Raw genomic sequence first — 16,669 nt, 5'->3', positions numbered from 1 at the left:
ACGACGAAGCACCCCATGAACGAGAACACACCCGCAACCCTGATCGACACGGAAGCGCTGTCAACGCTTCAGGCCTGGCAAGGCCGCCGTGAAACGCTGGCCGACGACATCACCGCCGCGCCCCTGCGCGCGCTGTCCGCCACGCTGGACCGCGACGATCCGCTGCCGGCCGCCGGCACGCCGCTACCCGCGCTGTGGCACTGGCTTTATTTCCTGCCGCATCACCGCCAGTCGGAAATCGGCGAGGACGGTCACGCCAGGCGCGGCGGCTTCCTGCCGCCCGTGCCGCTGCCGCGCCGCATGTGGGCCGGCGGGCGGCTCGCGTGGGAGCCGGGCAACCCGCTGCAGGTCGGAGACAAGGTCGAGCGCACCTCGACCATCGCGTCGGTGAAGCACAAGGCAGGCCGCACTGGCGAACTGGTGTTCGTGCTGGTGCGCCACGAGGTGCGCAACGAGCGCGGGCTGGCGCTGACCGAGGAGCACGACATCGTCTATCGCGCCGCGGCGCAGCCCGGCGAATCCGGGCCGCCACCCACGCCCGCGCCGAAGGATGCGGCCTTCAGCCGCGACATCGTGCCTGACGACGTGCTGCTGTTCCGCTATTCGGCGCTCACTTTCAACGGCCATCGCATCCACTACGACCGCCGCTACGTGACGCAGGTCGAGGGCTATCCGGGCCTGATCGTGCATGGCCCGCTGATCGCGACCTTGCTGGTCGACCTGCTGCGGCGCCACGTGCCGGGCGCGCGGCTCACGCGCTTCGAGTTCCGCGCGGTGCGGCCGACCTTCGACATCGCGCCGTTCCGCGTGCACGGCAAGCCGGCCGAAGGAAGCTCCGACGGCAAGACCTTCAGCCTGTGGGCCGAAGACGCCGATGGCTGGCTCACGATGCAGGCCACGGCGGTGGTCTGAGGCTCGCCGCAGGATGAGGCTCGCCCCCAGGATGCGCGCACTTCGTGTCGCTTCTCCTTCCCCCTACCGGGGGCAACACCTGCGGCCCGGCGAAGCCGGTTCCGCGGTGTTTCTGGACTCGCCCCCCGGGGTGCGCGCACTTCGTGTCGCTTCTCCTTCCCCCTGCCGGGCGCGACACCTGCGGCCCGGCAAAGCCGGCTCCGTGGTGTCCCTGGCTCGCCCCCGGGATGCGAGGCCCGGCCATGGCGGTTTCTTGCGTCGTGGCTGGTGAAGAAAGCAATGGATCACTGAGAGGAAAACCCAAGGCATGACCAGACCGCTCGACGGCATCACCGTCATCTCGCTCGAACACGCCATTGCCGCGCCGTTCTGCACGCGCCAGCTCGCCGATCTCGGCGCGCGCGTCATCAAGGTGGAGCGCCCCGGGGCGGGCGACTTCGCGCGTGCCTACGACGCTCGCGTGGCCGGCGAGGCCTCGCATTTCGTGTGGGTCAACCGATCCAAGGAAAGCCTGACGCTCGACCTGAAGCAGCCCGCTGCGCTCGACGTGCTGCAAGAGTTGCTGGCCGATGCCGACGTGCTGGTGCAGAACCTCGCACCCGGCGCCGCAGCGCGCATGGGGCTCGGCGCGGAGGCGCTGCAGGCGAAGCATCCGCGCCTGATCGTGTGCGACATCTCGGGCTATGGCGACGACGGCCCGTACCGCGACAAGAAGGCGTACGACCTGCTGATCCAGAGCGAGGCCGGATTCCTCTCGGTCACGGGCACGCCCGGCGACCCGTGCAAGTCGGGCAACTCCATCGCCGACATCGCGGCCGGCATGTACGCGTACACCGGCATCCTGGCCGCGCTGCTGCAGCGGGGCAGGACGGGCAAGGGCTCGCACATCGACGTGTCGATGCTGGAGTCGCTCGCCGAGTGGATGGGCTACCCGATGTACTACGCCTACGACGGTGCGCCGCCGCCGCCGCGCAGCGCGGCCTCGCACGCCACCATCTACCCGTACGGACCGTTCCCGGCAGGCGACGGCGGCACGGTGATGCTGGGCCTGCAGAACGAGCGCGAATGGCGCGTCTTCTGCGACAAGGTGCTGCTGCAGGCGGGGCTCGCGACCGACGCGCGCTTCGACAGCAACGCACGGCGCAACGAGCACCGCGAGGCGCTGCGCGCGATCATCGTGGAGACCTTCGGCGCGCTGAGCACGGCGCAGGTGCTGGAGCGGCTCGACGCGGCGCAGATCGCCAATGCGCGCATGAACGACATGGCCGGGCTGTGGGCGCATCCGCAGCTGCAGGCGCGCGAGCGCTGGCGCCAGGTGGGCTCGCCGGCAGGCGAAATCCCGGCGCTGCTGCCGGCGGGGCGCCAGAGCGCCTTCGACTACCGCATGGACCCGATCCCGGCGGTCGGCGAGCACACCGAGGCCATCCTGCGCACGCTGGGCCGCAGCGACGCGCAGATCGATGCGCTGCGCAAGGCGAAGGCAGTATGAGCGTTGCACCGCTGGCTGGGCTGGCCCTGGCACGCGCGTTTCTCTTCGTTCCCGCCGACCGCCCGGAGCGCCACGCCCGTGCGCTGGCCACCGGCGCGGACGGCGTGATCGTCGATCTCGAGGACGCCGTGGCGCCCGAGCGCAAGACCGCGGCGCGAGCGCAGCTTGCGGCCTCGTTCGCCGCGCTGGCGCCGCCCCAGCGTGCACGCCTGCTGGTGCGCGTGAATGCCGCCGGCACGCCGTGGCACAACGACGACTGCGCGCAAGCCGCCGCGCTCGTGGCGCAGGGCCTGATCGCCGGCGTGGTGCTGCCCAAGGCCGAGCGCGCGTCGGATCTGGCGCGCGTCGCGCAGGCCCTGGGGCCGACGGGTGTGCTCGTGCCGCTGGTCGAGTCGGCCGCCGGGTTGGCCGCGGTGGACGCGATGGCGGCGGCGCCGCAGGTGCTGCGGCTGGCCTTCGGCAACCTCGATTTCCAGGCCGACCTCGGGCTGGCCTGCGGGCCCGACGAAGCCGAGCTCGTGCCGGTCCGCCTCGCGTTGCTGCTGGCCTCGCGCCGGGCCGAACTGCCGGCGCCCATCGACGGCGTCACCCCCGACTGGCGCGACGCCGCGCGGCTTGCTGCCGACACCGCGCGCGCGCGTCGCGGCGGCTTCGGCGCCAAGTTGTGCATCCACCCCGACCAGGTCGCACCGGTGCAGGCCGGCCTGGGGCCAAGCGTGCAAGAGCTGGCCTGGGCTCGCCGCGTGGTCGAGGCGATCCGCGTCTCGGGTGGCGGTGTCGTCAGCCTGGACGGCCGCATGGTCGACGCGCCCGTGGTGCGGCTGGCCGAACGGCTGCTCGCGCTCGATGGCATTCCGCCTGGTCGATGAACGAATAGATAGGTAGACAGAAGACAGCCCAGAACCCAAAGAAGGAGACAAAGAAGTGAAAGCATCGAAGAACTGGAAATCGAAGACCCTGCTGGCCGCCGCGGCCAGCGCCGGCCTGCTGGTCGTCCAGGCGCCGGCGTCCGCGCAGGCCGCATGGCCCGACAAGCCCATCACGATGGTGGTGCCGTACTCGGCAGGCGGTCCGACCGACGTGGTGGCGCGCATGCTCGCGATTCCCATGGGCAAGTCGCTGGGCCAGACGGTGATCGTCGAGAACACGGTGGGCGCGGGCGGCACGATTGCGCCCACGCGCGTGGCCAAGGCGGCGCCCAACGGCTACACGATCCTGATCCACCACATGGGCATGGCCACCGCGCCCGCGCTCTACAAGAAGCTCAACTACGACCCGCTGAAGGACTTCGAATACGTCGGCCAGGTGCTGGACGTGCCGATGACGCTGCTGTCGCGCAAGGACTTTCCGGCCAGCACCTACCCCGAACTGCTGGCCTACGTGAAGGCCAACAAGGACAAGGTGACGCTGGCCAATGCGGGCGTGGGCGCGGTGTCGCAGCTGTGCGGGCTGCTCTTCATGAACCAGATCGGGGTGCAGCTCACGACCGTGCCCTACAAGGGGGCGGGCCCGGCGCTCAACGACCTGATGGGCGGCCAGGTCGACCTGCTGTGCGACCAGACCACGCAGACCGCGCCGGTCATCAAGGACGGCAACCGCGTGAAGGTGTTCGGCGTGACCACGCCGAAGCGGCTGTCGAGCATGCCGAACATTCCCACGCTCGACGAGCAGGGTCTGAAGGGCTTCGACGTGAAGGTGTGGCACGGGATCTATGCGCCCAAGGGCACGCCGCCGGCGGTGATCGAGAAACTCAACGTCGCCTTGCGTGCCGGCCTGCAGGACGAGATGGTCAAACATCGGCTGGCCGAGCTCAGTTCCGAGATCGTGCCGATCGACAGGCAGACGCCCGAGAGCCTTCGCACGCACCTTGCGGCGGAGGTCGACAAGTGGGGCAAGGTGATCCGCGCGGCCGGGGTGCAGGCGGACTGAGCGCCCCGGTGTGTCCGGCGCGTCAGGCGGGCGATGCCCGCAGTGTCTCGTCGAACAGCGCGAGCAGCTGCCGCGCGAACACTTCCATGTTTCTCGGGCGGTCGGTGTCGCCGTTCTCGATGGTGCGGCTCACCGTGACCGCGCCGACGACCGCCAGGCACACATGGCCCGGCGCGTCGCCGTACGGACTGCCCGCTGGGCCGGCCGCGCCGCTCTCGCTGATGCCCCAGGTCGTGTGGTGGGTGTCGCGCACCCGGCCCGCGACGAGGCGGGCGTAGGGTTCGGTCTCGCCGCGCAGGCCGGCCATGTCCTCGGCGGTCAGGCCGAGCAGCGCACGGCCCGCGCGACGCGAATAGACGACCGCGCCACCGCGGAAGTAGGCCGATGCACCCGGCACGGCGAGCAGCGCGGCCGACACCAGGCCGCCGGCCGACGATTCGACCACCGACACCGTCTGCCCGCGCGCGCGCAGCGTTTCGCCCACGCGGGCGGCGAGTGCGGCGAGCGGCTCGAGCGCGGGCACGGGCAAGGTGCTCATGCCGCGCTGCCGGAAGCCTGGCTGGGGCGCTTCACGTACGCCGGCGCGCGCTCGTGGCTCGCGGTACTGCCGTATACCGTGTCGGCCGGGTAGTACTCGGCCTGCAGCTGCACCTTGGCGGCGGCTTCCTCGCCGGCGGTGTGGGCGATGAAGGCGAGCATCAGATCGGTGCCGGCCGAGACGCCCGCCGAGGTCCAGACGTTGCCGTCCTGCACGAAGCGCTGCTCCACCACCTTCACGTCGCCGAGCGCGCGCAGCCGATCGAGCGACGCCCAGTGCGTGGTGGCGGTGCGGCCCGAGAGCAGGCCGGCCGCGTGCAGCACGAACGCGCCGGTGCACACCGACAGCAGCGCCTTGCAGCCGGGTGCCTGGTCGGCCAGGAAGCGCGTCATGGCCGGGTTGTCGACCTCGCGGCGCGTGCCCATGCCGCCGGGCACGAGCAGGTAGTCCAGCGGCGGGCACTCGGCGAACGAGACGTGCGGATTGATCGACAACCCCTTCGCGCAAGACACCGGCTCGCGCTTCTCGGCGACGATGAGGCAGTTCGCAGGGCCGCCGGCCAGCTTGCTCCACATGGTCAGCATTTCCCAGGGGCCGACGAAGTCGAGTTCCTCGACCTCGGGAAACACGATGATTCCGAAACTCATACTTTCGAACTCCTTGGTCAACGGTCGTTGCAACGACGGGCAGATGGCGCCGTGATGACACCTGCAAGAGCGTACACGCGAGGTGGAACCCGGGCCGAAGTGGGAGTACAAACGAGAAGACAGAGGCCGGATGCGCGGGCCGCTTCGTGACAGCTGGTTGCAAGCTTGGCTCAGTGTTTTCCTCAGAGGGGCCGTGGCTCGAAACTCGCTAGAGTGAAGGCGGCCGTTCAGGCTTTTGCTATGTACATAAAGGAAATCTCATGAGCAAGAAAGTTGCATATGTCACCGGGGGCATGGGTGGCATCGGAACAGCCATCTGCCAACGCCTGCACAAGGACGGGTTCACCGTGGTCGCCGGTTGCGGCCCGACGCGCGACTACACCAAGTGGCTCGCCGAACAGAAAGCCGCAGGCTTCGAGTTCCACGCGTCCGTCGGCAATGTCGGCGACTGGCAATCCACCGTCGAAGCCTTCTCCGCCGCGAAGGCCGCGCACGGCGCCATCGACGTGCTGGTGAACAACGCAGGCATCACGCGGGACCGCATGTTCCTCAAGATGACGCCCGAAGACTGGAGCGCGGTCATCGAGACCAATCTCAACAGCATGTTCAACGTCACCAAGCAGGTGGTGGGCGACATGGTCGAAAACGGCTGGGGCCGCATCATCAACATCAGCTCGGTGAATGGCGCCAAGGGCCAGGCCGGCCAGACCAACTACTCGGCCGCCAAGGCCGGCATGCATGGCTTCACCATGGCCCTGGCACAGGAGCTCGCCAGCAAGGGCGTCACGGTGAACACCGTGAGCCCGGGCTACATCGGCACCGACATGGTCAAGGCCATCCGCCAGGAAGTGCTCGACAAGATCGTGGCCACCATCCCGGTCAAGCGCCTGGGCGAGCCGAGCGAGATCGCTTCGATCATTTCGTGGCTCGCCACGGACGAAGGCGGCTACAGCACCGGTGCCGACTTCTCGGTCAACGGCGGCCTGCACATGCACTGAGCATGCTGACCCGAACCTGAACACGAAACCCGCCACGGCGGGTTTTTTTGTGCCCGAAATGTGGCAGCTACGAATGGAAAGAACGCACGGCCGGCTTAAAGTTTTCAATCTTCTCCGGAGGCACTCATGGAACACACAACAAGCACACCTGCCAGGAAACTCCCCCTCTATCGCTCCCTCTACGTCCAGGTGATCACCGCGGTGATCATCGGCGTGCTGCTGGGCCATTTCTACCCGGCGGCCGGCGAGGCCATGAAACCGCTGGGCGACGGCTTCATCAAGCTGATCAAGATGATCATCGCGCCGATCATCTTCTGCACGGTGGTGGTGGGGATCGCCGGCATGGAGGACATGAAGAAGGTCGGCAAGACCGGCGGCCTGGCGCTGCTGTACTTCGAGGTGGTCAGCAGCATCGCGCTGGTGGTCGGCCTAGTGCTGGTCAACGTGCTGCAGCCCGGCGCGGGCATGAACGTCGACCCGGCCACGCTCGACACCAAGTCGATCGCCTCGTACACCGGCCCGGGCAAGATGACCGGCACGGTCGACTTCATCCTGAACATCATTCCCAACACGGTGGTCGATGCCTTCGCCAAGGGCGAGATCCTGCAGGTGCTGCTGATCGCGGTGCTGTTCGGCTTCGCGCTGCACCGCTTCGGCGGCCGCGGCACGTTGGTGTTCGACGTGATCGAGAAGGGCTCGCACGTGCTCTTCGGCATCGTCAACTACATCATGAAGCTGGCACCCATCGGTGCCTTCGGCGCCATGGCCTTCACCATCGGCAAGTACGGCCTGGGCAGCCTGTTCTCGCTCGGCAAGCTGATGGGCACGTTCTACCTGACCTGCCTGCTGTTCATCTTCGTGGTGCTGGGGCTCATCGCCAGGTTCCATGGCTTCAGCATCTGGAAGTTCATCAAGTACATCAAGGAAGAACTGCTGATCGTGCTGGGCACGTCGTCCAGCGAATCGGTGCTGCCTCGCATGATGGAGAAGATGGAGAACCTGGGCGCCAACAAGACCTGCGTGGGCCTGGTGATCCCCACGGGCTACTCTTTCAACCTCGACGGCACCTCGATCTACCTGACGATGGCGGCCGTGTTCATCGCGCAGGCCACCAACACGCCGATGACGCTGGTGCAGGAGATCACGCTGCTGGCCGTGCTGCTGCTGACCTCGAAGGGCGCGGCCGGCGTCACCGGCAGCGGCTTCATCGTGCTGGCGGCCACGCTGTCGGCCGTGGGCCACGTGCCGGTGGCGGGGCTGGCGCTCATCCTCGGCATCGACCGCTTCATGTCCGAGGCGCGCGCGCTGACCAACCTCATCGGCAACGGCGTGGCCACCATCGTGGTGGCCAAGTGGACCAACGAACTCGACATGGAGCGCCTGCAGGCCGGGCTCAACAACGAGACCTGGGTCGAGGCGCAGGACCCCGAGGCACTCGACGCGGTGCGCGGCGGCAAGATGGCCGGCTGACATGAAGGGGTAGGCATCGTTCCTGCAAAATGGAGCGATGCCCCACAGCGTTTCCCTCATCAACACGATCGCCGCCGGCCTCGGGCTGGCGCTCGTGTTCGGGTTCCTGGCGGCCAGGCTGCGGCTGCCCGCGCTGGTCGGCTACCTGCTGGCCGGCGTGATCATCGGCCCCTTCACCCCGGGCTTCGTGGCCGACGCGGGCATCGCCGCCCAGCTCGCCGAGATCGGCGTGATGCTGCTGATGTTCGGCGTGGGCCTTCATTTCTCCCTCGACGATCTGCTGGCCGTGCGCAAGATCGCGTTGCCGGGTGCCTTGGCGCAGATCGGCGTGGCGACGTTGCTGGGCGGCGGGCTGGCCATGTGGTGGGGGTGGAGTCCGGGTGCCGCGCTGGTGTTCGGGCTGGCGCTCTCGGTGGCCAGCACCGTCGTGCTGCTGCGAGCGCTCGAGAGCCTTGGCATCCTCGATTCGTTCACCGGGCGCATCGCCATCGGCTGGCTGGTGGTCGAGGACCTGGCCATGGTGCTGGTGCTTGTTCTGATGCCACCGCTCGCAGGCACGCTGGGCGGCGCGCAGTCCGGCCCGTCCGATCCGCTGTGGCAGACGCTCGGCCTCACGCTGCTGCAGGTGGGCGGCTTCGTCGCGCTGATGCTGGTGGTGGGGCGCCGCGTGTTCCCCTGGATCCTCTGGCAGGTCACGCGCACCGGTTCGCGCGAGCTGTTCACGCTGTGCGTGGTGGCCGCGGCGGTGAGCATCGCCTTCGCGTCCGCGGCGCTGTTCGGCGTGTCGTTCGCGCTGGGCGCGTTCTTCGCCGGCATGGTCATGCGTGAGTCGCAGTTCAGCCATCGCGCCGCGCAGGAGTCGCTGCCGCTGCGCGACGCTTTCGCGGTGCTGTTCTTCGTGTCGGTCGGCATGCTGTTCGACCCTTCGGTGCTGATCGAGCGGCCGCTGCAGGTGCTGGCGGTGGTGCTTGTGATCGTGCTGGGCAAGTCGCTCGCGGCGTGCGCGCTGGTGCTGGTGTTCCGTTACCCGCTGGGCACGGCGCTCACGGTGAGCGCCAGCCTGGCGCAGATCGGCGAGTTCTCGTTCATCCTGGCCGGCCTGGGTGTGTCGCTTGGCCTGCTGCCGGTGGAGGGACAGAGCCTGGTGCTGGCCGGCGCGCTCATTTCCATCGCCACCAACCCGCTGTGGTTCAGCCTGATCGGGCCGATGCAGAAGTGGCTGCACGCGCATTCATCGTTCGCGCGCGGGCTGGAGTCGCGGGACGACCCCCTGGCCGAGCTGCCGATGACCACCGAGGCCAGGTACCTGTCGCGCCAGGTGGTGCTGGTGGGCTACGGGCGGGTGGGGCGGCGCATCGCGTCCGAGCTCGACGCGCACGACATTCCCTACGTGGTGGCCGAGCAAAACCGTGAGCTGGTCGAGAAGCTGCGCGAAGCGGGCACGCCCGCCGTGTGGGGTGACGCGGCCGATCCGGCCGTGCTCATCCAGGCGCACATCGCGCGCGCCCGCGTGCTCGTGGTGGCCACGCCCGACGCCATGAACGTGCGTCAGATGATGGAAACCGCGCGCACGTTGAATCCCACCATCCAGACGGTGATCCGCAGTCACAACGAGCACGAGGCGAAGCTGCTCACGCAGGAGACCTCGGCCACGGTGTTCCTCGGCGAGCACGAACTGGCGCAGGCCATGGCGCGCGACGTGGTGCAGCGCGCCGTTTCCATGGCCGCGCCGGCCTGACACGAAGACGCCGGCCTCTTCACCTTCAGAGGTCTTCGATCACCAGCGTGCGGTAGCGCTGCGCGATGGAATAGGGCACCGTGCGCACCAGCTCCATCAGCCGTTCGGCCGCCGCACCGTCCCTGGTCTTCACCAGCAGGCAGGCATGGCCTTCGCGGGCCAGCCGGGTATAGGCGCGCACCGTGGCCGCGTCGGTGCCGGCGGAGGGCAGCGGGTCGTCGGAGGTCTTCACCGTCGGCGAGATCCCGGCCAGCACCGCCTGCGCGGGCAGCAGGTAGACCTCGTCGCCGCTCATGCCTTTTTCGATCAGCCGGTGCCCGATGTGGTCGGCGTCGGCCGGGTCGGGGAACATGACGATCGAGCAGCCGGTCGGGCAGAAGGCCCCGCCGATGGTCGCCCGCATGCGGGGCTCCAGAATGAATCGCTTCATGTTGTCACCTGTGTCCTGAAAAGGTTCTCTGACGGCCCCTGGAATCAACACTGGTTCGCGACCGAGACAAGCGCTGTAGGAGAAGTCCGGAAGCTGTCAACCGGAGCCGTCCTCTAGCCATTGACCGATCACCACTTATCGTCCACCCCATGGCCTCACCGAGAAACATCGCGCTCACCGTCCACGAACTGGAAGCGGGCGAGTTCTATTGGGTGCTGATGGAAGCGGTGGACGACACGCCGGGAACCCCGCGCGATACCGCCCATACATACGTCCCGCTGGAAGCCGCTCACGCGCCCTACGCCACCTACTCGAACGCGCTGGTCGCGGGGGTGGCGGTGATGCGCCGGCTGTTCGGCCCCGGCGGTACGGCCTCCGGCTCCCTATAATTTCGCGGTCCCGGTGCGCTGGTTTTTCCTGTACGCACCCGGTCAAACGGTTCGAAGGTGCCCCTACCGCCATGCCATGGCGTTCGGGGTTAAACGGGAAGCAGGTGCGCCGTGTCGTCGCCGACACGGTCATTCCTGCGCTGCCCCCGCAACGGTCGGCGGATCGGAAACTCTCAAGCCCGCGCCTCTTCGATGAGGCCGGCAGCCACTGCGCTTCGGCGTGGGAAGGCGAGGGTTTCTGCCGCGGCGCGCACTGCCACAGTGCGCGCCGCGGCGCTCCGCAAGCCCGGATACCGGCCTTCGCAACCGCCTTCGGACGCAGCGGGAGTGCGTGTCCGGGCCTGCCGCGTTCCGTACCTTCCGTGCGAGCCGCCGCAGCCCCTTGTCCTTTCCCGCGACGTCCTTCATCGGTCGGGAGCCTGCGGGGACGCAGGACGGAGAGGGCAATCACATGGATCAGGCATCGCCAGCACGCCGACGCGTCGGCATGGGCAGGGGCGCAGCGCCGCGCCGCGCACGCATTTCACACACCGCGGGCGTTGCGCGCCTTTCGAGACTCTCGGGACTTTCATTCGGGCTGGGGTTGGCCTTCGGCCCGTCGCTGGTGCTGGCGCAGGCGGCCGATGCGGCCGCGGGAAACCGCAGCCTCGCACCGGTGCAGGTCGAGGCCGAGCGCCACACGCCGCTGGCCATCGACGAACCGACGCAGACCGGCAGCCGCCTGGGGCTCACGCCGCTCGAGACGCCGGCCAGCATCGAGGTGCTGACCGGCGACACCATCCGCGCGCGCGGCGACGCGTCCGTGATTGACGCGGCCACCCGCGCCACCGGCATCACCGGCTCGCCAGGCCCCGGCAACGGCGGCACGGCGATGGCTGCGCGCGGCTTCCCGGGCCACGGCTCGGTGATGCAGCTGTTCGACGGCACACGCCTGTATGCCGGTGCAGGCACCGTCACCTTCCCCTTCGACACCTGGTCGGTCGACCGCATCGAGGTGCTGCGCGGCGCGGCCTCGGTGATGTACGGCGAAGGTGCCATCGGCGGCGCCATCAACGTGGTGCCCAAGAAGCCCACGCGCGGCCCGATCCAGAACGAAGCGCTGGTCACGCTCGGCTCCGACGCCACCCGCCAGGTGGCCTTCGGCAGCGGCGGGGCGATCAACGACAGGCTCTCGTACCGCTTCGACATCAGCCACCGCACCACCGACGGCTTCATGCAGCGCGGCGAGACCGAGAGCCTGGCGGTGGGCGCGGCGGTGCGGCTCGACGTGTCGCCGCAGCTGCAGTTCACGCTGTCGCACGACGAGGGCGTGCAGACGCCGCAGCGCTACTACGGCGTGCCGCTGATCGACGGCCACCTGAGCAGCCAGACGCTGCGCCAGAACTACAACCTCGACGACGCCGAGATCAAGTACCGCGACAAGTGGACCCGGCTCGACGCCGTCTGGACGCCCAGCGCCGCCGTCACCGTGCGCAACCAGCTATACCGCCTCGAGAGCACGCGCCACTGGCGCAACAGCGAGACCTACACCTACAGTGCCAGCACGCGCCGCGTGACGCGGGGCGACTACCTGGAGATCGGCCACGACCAGGAGCAGATCGGCAACCGCACCGACGCCATCTTCAAGCACAGCGTGTTCGGCATGGCCAACCAGGTGCTGGCGGGCTTCGACGTGAACCGCATCGACTTCCAGCACACCAACGACTCGCCCTACGGCGGGCGCTCGGTGGTCGACCCGTTCGTGTTCAACCCGGGCTACTACGCGTCGCCTGTGGCCTACACGCCGCGCTACCGCACCAAGACCGACACCTACGCCTTCTTCACCGAAGACAAGCTGGCCCTCGACGAGCAATGGTCGGTGGTGGGCAGCCTGCGCTGGGACCATGCCAAGGTGGCGCGCACCGACCTGCAGAACGCGGCCAACAACCTCGGCAAGACCTTCGAGTACGGCACCGGCCGCCTGGGCGTGGTGTATGCGCCCGATGCGTCGCAGTCGTACTACGCGCAGGTGGCGCGCGCGGCCGATCCTCTGACCTCGCTCATCAGCACGTCGGCCACGCAGGTGCCGTTCGAGCTCAGCACGGGCAAGCAGGTCGAGGTGGGCTACAAGCGCCAGCTCGCCGACAACCGCGGTGCCTGGACGGTGGCCGCCTACCGCATCGAGAAGAACAAGCTGCTGTCGCGCGACGCGAGCGACCCGAACAAGACGCAGCAGATCGGCCAGCAGTCGTCCGAGGGCATCGAGGCCACGCTCGACCTGGCGCTCACCTCGACGCTGCGGCTCGAGGCCAACGTGTCGAAGCTGCGCGCGCGCTACGACGACTTCAACGAGGTCGTCGGCGGCAGGCTGGTCTCGCGTGCCGGCAACACGCCCACCGGCGTGCCCGAGGAAGCGGCGAACCTGTGGCTCAACTGGCGCTTCCTGCCGCAGTGGGAGGCTGCCTTCGGCTTGCGCTACGTCGGGCCGCGCCAGGTCGATTCGGCCAACTCGCGAAAGATCGGCTCGTACACCGTGGCGGATGCCTCGGTGAGCTGGCAGGCGAATCCGTCGCTCAGGCTGGCGCTGCGTGCCTACAACCTCGCAGACCGCAAGTACCCGGTGTCGTTCTCCAACAGCGGCAACCAGTGGCTGCTGGGGCGTCCGCGCTCGTTCGAGCTGTCGGCACTGGTCAACTTCTGAAACGCATGCACATGGCTTCCGCATGGCGCCGCGCCTGGCCGCGCATCCGGCACTGGCTCTACTGGACGCACCGGTGGCTGGGCATCGGCGGCTGCCTGCTGTTCGTCATGTGGTTCGCATCGGGCGTGGTCATGATGTACGTGGGGTATCCGAACCTCACGGACGAGGAGCGGCTGGCCGGGCTCGCGCCGCTGCGCTTCGGGCAGGCGCAGCTGTCGCCTGCGGCCGCGCTGCAGGCGCTGCCGCCCGAGGTGCGCGGGCTGCAGCCGCGGCGCATGGGGCTCGAGACACAGGGCGGCACCGACCCGCAACCGGTGTGGCGCATCGTCGATGCGCGCGGCGGCCGGCACACCGTGTCGGCGCGCGACGGCCGCGTGCCCGGCCCGGTCGATGCGGTGCAGGCCGAAGCCATTGCGCGCGCGTTCTCCGGCCAGCCCGGCGCGCGCTGGGCAGAGACGCTCGATCGCGACCAGTGGACCGTGCCGCAAGGCCTGAACCCGCTGCGGCCGCTGCACCGCATCGAGGTCGGCGATGCGGCCGGCACCGAGCTCTACGTGTCGCAACGCAACGGCGAGGTGGTGCGCGACACCACGCGCCCCGAGCGCTTCTGGAACTGGCTCGGCTCGGTGCCGCACTGGATCTACTTCACGCCGCTGCGCGCCGATCCGCCGCTCTGGCACGACGTGGTGGTGTGGATGTCGGCGGCATGCATCGTCTCGGCTGTCACGGGCATCGTCATCGGCATCCTGCGTGTGCGGCTGCGCCGCCGGTTCCGCAACGGCGCAGTCACGCCCTATACCGGCTGGATGGCCTGGCACCACATCGCCGGCCTGATCGGCGGCTTCTTCGTGCTGACGTGGATCGTCAGCGGCTGGCTGTCGATGAACCCCAACGGCTGGTTCCAGCGCGGCGGCGATGCGGCGGCCATGGCGCGCTACACCGGGGCGGGCACCTCGCCCTTCCCGTGGCCGCCCGCCGCCTTGCCGACGGGCGAGGGCGACGCGGCACCGCGCGAGGCCGTGCTGCTGTGGTTCGACGGCAGGCCGCTGCTGCAGCTGCGCGACGCGAAGGCCCGCGTGCGGGTGGTCGATGCCGCCACCGGCGCGCCTGCAGCCATCGCCAGGGACGACATCGTGCGCGCGGCGTCGCGCCTGCGCCCCGGCGCGCGCATCGTCGACACCACGCTGCAGGTCCGCGAGGATTTCCACTGGTACGGCCACCACCGCGAGCGCATCGTGCCGGTATGGCGCCTGCAGTTCGACGATCCGGCGCGCAGCCGGGTCTACATCGACCCCGCCAGCGGGCAGGTCGCCGGAAGCAACGACAGCAATTCGCGCCTGCGCCGATGGCTGTTCAATGCCGCCCACAGCCTCGACTTTCCCTGGCTCATCCAGTACCGGCCGGCCTGGGACCTCGTGATGTGGCTGCTGTCACTCGTCGGCATCGTGGCCTCAGCCAGCGGCGTGGTGATCGGCTGGCGCCGACTGCGTCGCAGACCGGCGCGGGCGGCCGCCTCGAAGGGGCTTGCGCAGGCGGGTCCATGAACCAACAATCAACTTTCGCACTTCGGTGCATTTCAGGAGGTGCTCGATGCACATCGAACCAGGTCTCGTCGACGGAACCAAGATTTTTCTCAGCTACGCCACGGCAGCAGCCGCGCTCGCCTACACGGGCAAGGTGGCCATCCAGACTGCCTTGAAGGACGGCCTTGCCGCCCTCGTGCTGCGCTCGGCGATTGCCGTGGCGCTGGTGTTCTGCTTCTTCGAGGTGCTGCCGCATCACCCCGTCGGCGTGTCCGAGGTGCACCTGATCCTCGGCACCACGCTGCTGCTGGTGTTCGGGCTCGCGCCCGCGGCCATCGGCCTGGCGGGCGGGTTGCTCATCCAGGGCATGTTCTTCGAGCCGCAGGACATTCCGCAGTACGGCATGAACGTCACCACGCTGCTGGTGCCGCTGTTCGCCACCGCCGCGCTGGCGCGCCGCATCATTCCGAAGAACGTGGCCTACGTGGACCTGAGCTACCAGCAGGCCTTCAAGCTGTCGGTGGCCTACCAGGGCGGCATCGTGGTGTGGGTCGGCTTCTGGGCGCTGTACGGGCGCGGCACCGGCCTCGAGAACCTGGGCCAGATCGCCAGCTTCGGCGCCGCCTACATGACCGTGGTGCTGGTCGAGCCGCTGGTCGACCTCGGCGTGCTCGCGGCCGCCAAGGCCTGGCGCCGCCTGCAGGGTTCGGCCTTCGTCGAGCGCCGCCTGTACAACGCGGTCTGATCCTTCCGTCCGACCCGTCCTTTTCAAGAGGGCGCCCCGGCGATGCCGCGGGCGCCCTGCGCCATTCCCCGGGGCAGCCTTCGGCCGCCGCGGCACCTGAAAGTCTTCTTCCCATGACACAAGCAAGCAACGCCAAGATCCCCGTCACCATCGTCACGGGGTTCCTCGGCAGCGGCAAGACCACGCTGCTGCGCCACATCCTCGGCAACGCCGAAGGCCGCCGCATCGCAGTGATCGTCAACGAGTTCGGCGAGCTCGGCATCGACGGCGAGATCCTTCGCGGCTGCGGCATCGGCTGCGACGACGAAGGCAACGAGCGGGCCGGTGCGCTGTACGAGCTGGCCAACGGCTGCGTCTGCTGCACCGTGCAGGAAGAGTTCCTGCCGGTGATGCTGCAGCTGGCCGAACGCCGCGGCGAGCTCGATGCGGTGCTCATCGAAACCTCGGGCCTCGCGCTGCCCAAGCCGCTGGTGCAGGCCTTCCAGTGGCCGGATATCGCCAACATCTTCACTGTCGATTCGGTGGTCACCGTGGTCGACGGCCCGGCCGCCGCGTCGGGCCAGTTCGCCGAGAACCCCGAAGCCGTCGACGAAGCCCGCCGCGCCGACCCCAACCTCGACCACGAGTCGCCGCTGCACGAGCTGTTCGAAGACCAGCTCTCCGCCGCCGACCTCGTGGTGCTCAACAAGACCGACCTGATGGACGACGCGATGCGCACGCAGGTCGAGGCACTGGTGCGCGAGGAACTGCCGCCCGAGGTGAAGATCGTGGCGGCCAGCGAAGGCAGGCTGCCGCTCGCGCTGCTGCTGGGCCAGGGCCGTGCGGCCGAAACCACCATCCACCTGCGCGAGAGCCACCACGACCACGAGGAAGACCACGACCACGACGAGTTCGACTCGCTCGTGATCGAGCTGCCGCCCGTGGACCGCGACAGCCTGCTGGCCGTGCTCGGCAAGCTGGTCGAGCAGCACACCATCTACCGCGTGAAGGGATTCGTCGCCATTCCGGGCAAGCCTATGCGCCTGCTGGTGCAGGGCGTGGGCCGCCGCTTCGACCATCATTTCGACCGCCGCTGGCGCGACGGCGAGGCGCAGCGCACGCGGCTTGTGTTCATCGGCGAGGACCTGGACGAAGCCGCGCTGCGCAAGGCGCTGGACGCGGTGAGCGCGGTCGCGGCCTGA

General features: G+C 68.9%; 15 protein-coding genes and 1 riboswitch. Of the genes, 12 read left to right on the top strand and 3 right to left on the bottom strand.

Going from position 1 to position 16,669, the window contains the following annotated elements; translation table 11 throughout:
• The first annotated feature begins 15 nt into the window (after positions 1-15).
• The 4 genes from AACL56_RS19100 (at position 16) to AACL56_RS19085 (ending at position 4,330) form a co-directional block, all read left to right on the top strand.
• The gene (locus AACL56_RS19100) at positions 16-912 is read left to right on the top strand and encodes an FAS1-like dehydratase domain-containing protein (RefSeq protein ID WP_339091385.1); all 897 of its coding nucleotides are present in this window, start codon (positions 16-18) and stop codon (positions 910-912) included.
• Between the two features lie 307 nt (positions 913-1,219).
• Positions 1,220-2,401 (top strand): CaiB/BaiF CoA transferase family protein, encoded by a 1,182-nt coding sequence (locus tag AACL56_RS19095; protein ID WP_339091384.1) that lies wholly within the window; start codon positions 1,220-1,222, stop codon positions 2,399-2,401.
• Positions 2,398-3,270, top strand: a complete 873-nt coding sequence (locus tag AACL56_RS19090; protein WP_339091383.1) for an HpcH/HpaI aldolase/citrate lyase family protein — start codon at positions 2,398-2,400, stop codon at positions 3,268-3,270. The genes AACL56_RS19095 and AACL56_RS19090 overlap by 4 nt, the downstream gene beginning before the upstream one ends.
• 55 nt (positions 3,271-3,325) lie before the next feature.
• Positions 3,326-4,330 carry a tripartite tricarboxylate transporter substrate-binding protein gene (locus tag AACL56_RS19085; RefSeq protein ID WP_339091382.1) on the top strand — a complete coding sequence of 335 codons (1,005 nt, stop codon included), beginning with the start codon at positions 3,326-3,328 and terminating at the stop codon, positions 4,328-4,330.
• 22 nt (positions 4,331-4,352) lie between these two features.
• Here the strand turns inward: AACL56_RS19085 and AACL56_RS19080 are convergent, their stop codons facing one another.
• The gene (locus tag AACL56_RS19080; protein ID WP_339091381.1) at positions 4,353-4,868 is read right to left on the bottom strand and encodes a CinA family protein; all 516 of its coding nucleotides are present in this window, start codon (positions 4,866-4,868) and stop codon (positions 4,353-4,355) included.
• Complete coding sequence (locus AACL56_RS19075) at positions 4,865-5,515, bottom strand: DJ-1/PfpI family protein (RefSeq protein WP_339091380.1); 651 nt, start codon at positions 5,513-5,515, stop codon at positions 4,865-4,867. Before AACL56_RS19075 ends, AACL56_RS19080 begins: the two co-directional genes overlap by 4 nt.
• Positions 5,516-5,775: 260 nt before the next feature.
• Here AACL56_RS19075 and phbB point away from each other — a divergent pair, with 260 nt between their 5' ends.
• From phbB to ybaL, 3 genes are all read left to right on the top strand, one after another.
• Positions 5,776-6,513 carry an acetoacetyl-CoA reductase gene (gene phbB, locus AACL56_RS19070; protein ID WP_339091379.1) on the top strand — a complete coding sequence of 246 codons (738 nt, stop codon included), beginning with the start codon at positions 5,776-5,778 and terminating at the stop codon, positions 6,511-6,513.
• A gap of 126 nt (positions 6,514-6,639) precedes the next feature.
• Entirely contained in the window at positions 6,640-7,983 is a 1,344-nt protein-coding gene (locus tag AACL56_RS19065) for a dicarboxylate/amino acid:cation symporter (protein WP_339091378.1), read from the top strand.
• A 37-nt stretch (positions 7,984-8,020) separates the two neighbouring features.
• Complete coding sequence (ybaL, locus tag AACL56_RS19060) at positions 8,021-9,721, top strand: YbaL family putative K(+) efflux transporter (RefSeq protein ID WP_339091377.1); 1,701 nt, start codon at positions 8,021-8,023, stop codon at positions 9,719-9,721.
• A 25-nt stretch (positions 9,722-9,746) separates the two neighbouring features.
• Here the strand turns inward: ybaL and AACL56_RS19055 are convergent, their stop codons facing one another.
• Complete coding sequence (locus tag AACL56_RS19055; protein ID WP_339091376.1) at positions 9,747-10,151, bottom strand: hypothetical protein; 405 nt, start codon at positions 10,149-10,151, stop codon at positions 9,747-9,749.
• Between the two features lie 149 nt (positions 10,152-10,300).
• Between AACL56_RS19055 and AACL56_RS19050 the strand changes: the two genes are divergently transcribed.
• From AACL56_RS19050 to cobW, 5 genes are all read left to right on the top strand, one after another.
• Positions 10,301-10,540 carry a hypothetical protein gene (locus AACL56_RS19050; protein WP_339091375.1) on the top strand — a complete coding sequence of 80 codons (240 nt, stop codon included), beginning with the start codon at positions 10,301-10,303 and terminating at the stop codon, positions 10,538-10,540.
• Positions 10,541-10,579: 39 nt separating this feature from the next.
• Positions 10,580-10,856: riboswitch (cobalamin riboswitch) on the top strand.
• Positions 10,857-11,123: 267 nt separating this feature from the next.
• A complete protein-coding gene (locus tag AACL56_RS19045) occupies positions 11,124-13,220 on the top strand; it encodes a TonB-dependent receptor (RefSeq protein WP_339091374.1) in 2,097 nt (698 codons plus the stop codon).
• 11 nt (positions 13,221-13,231) lie between these two features.
• A complete protein-coding gene (locus AACL56_RS19040) occupies positions 13,232-14,764 on the top strand; it encodes a PepSY domain-containing protein (RefSeq protein WP_339091373.1) in 1,533 nt (510 codons plus the stop codon).
• A 46-nt stretch (positions 14,765-14,810) separates the two neighbouring features.
• Entirely contained in the window at positions 14,811-15,488 is a 678-nt protein-coding gene (locus AACL56_RS19035; protein WP_339091372.1) for an energy-coupling factor ABC transporter permease, read from the top strand.
• A 113-nt stretch (positions 15,489-15,601) separates the two neighbouring features.
• Entirely contained in the window at positions 15,602-16,669 is a 1,068-nt protein-coding gene (gene cobW / locus AACL56_RS19030) for a cobalamin biosynthesis protein CobW (RefSeq protein ID WP_339091371.1), read from the top strand.

The sequence above is a fragment of the Variovorax paradoxus genome (assembly GCF_902712855.1).
GTDB classification, from domain to species: Bacteria; Pseudomonadota; Gammaproteobacteria; order Burkholderiales; family Burkholderiaceae_C; genus Variovorax; species Variovorax paradoxus_Q.
The sequence above is the reverse complement of the archived record's forward strand: the minus strand, read 5'-3'. Positions and strand labels throughout refer to the sequence as shown.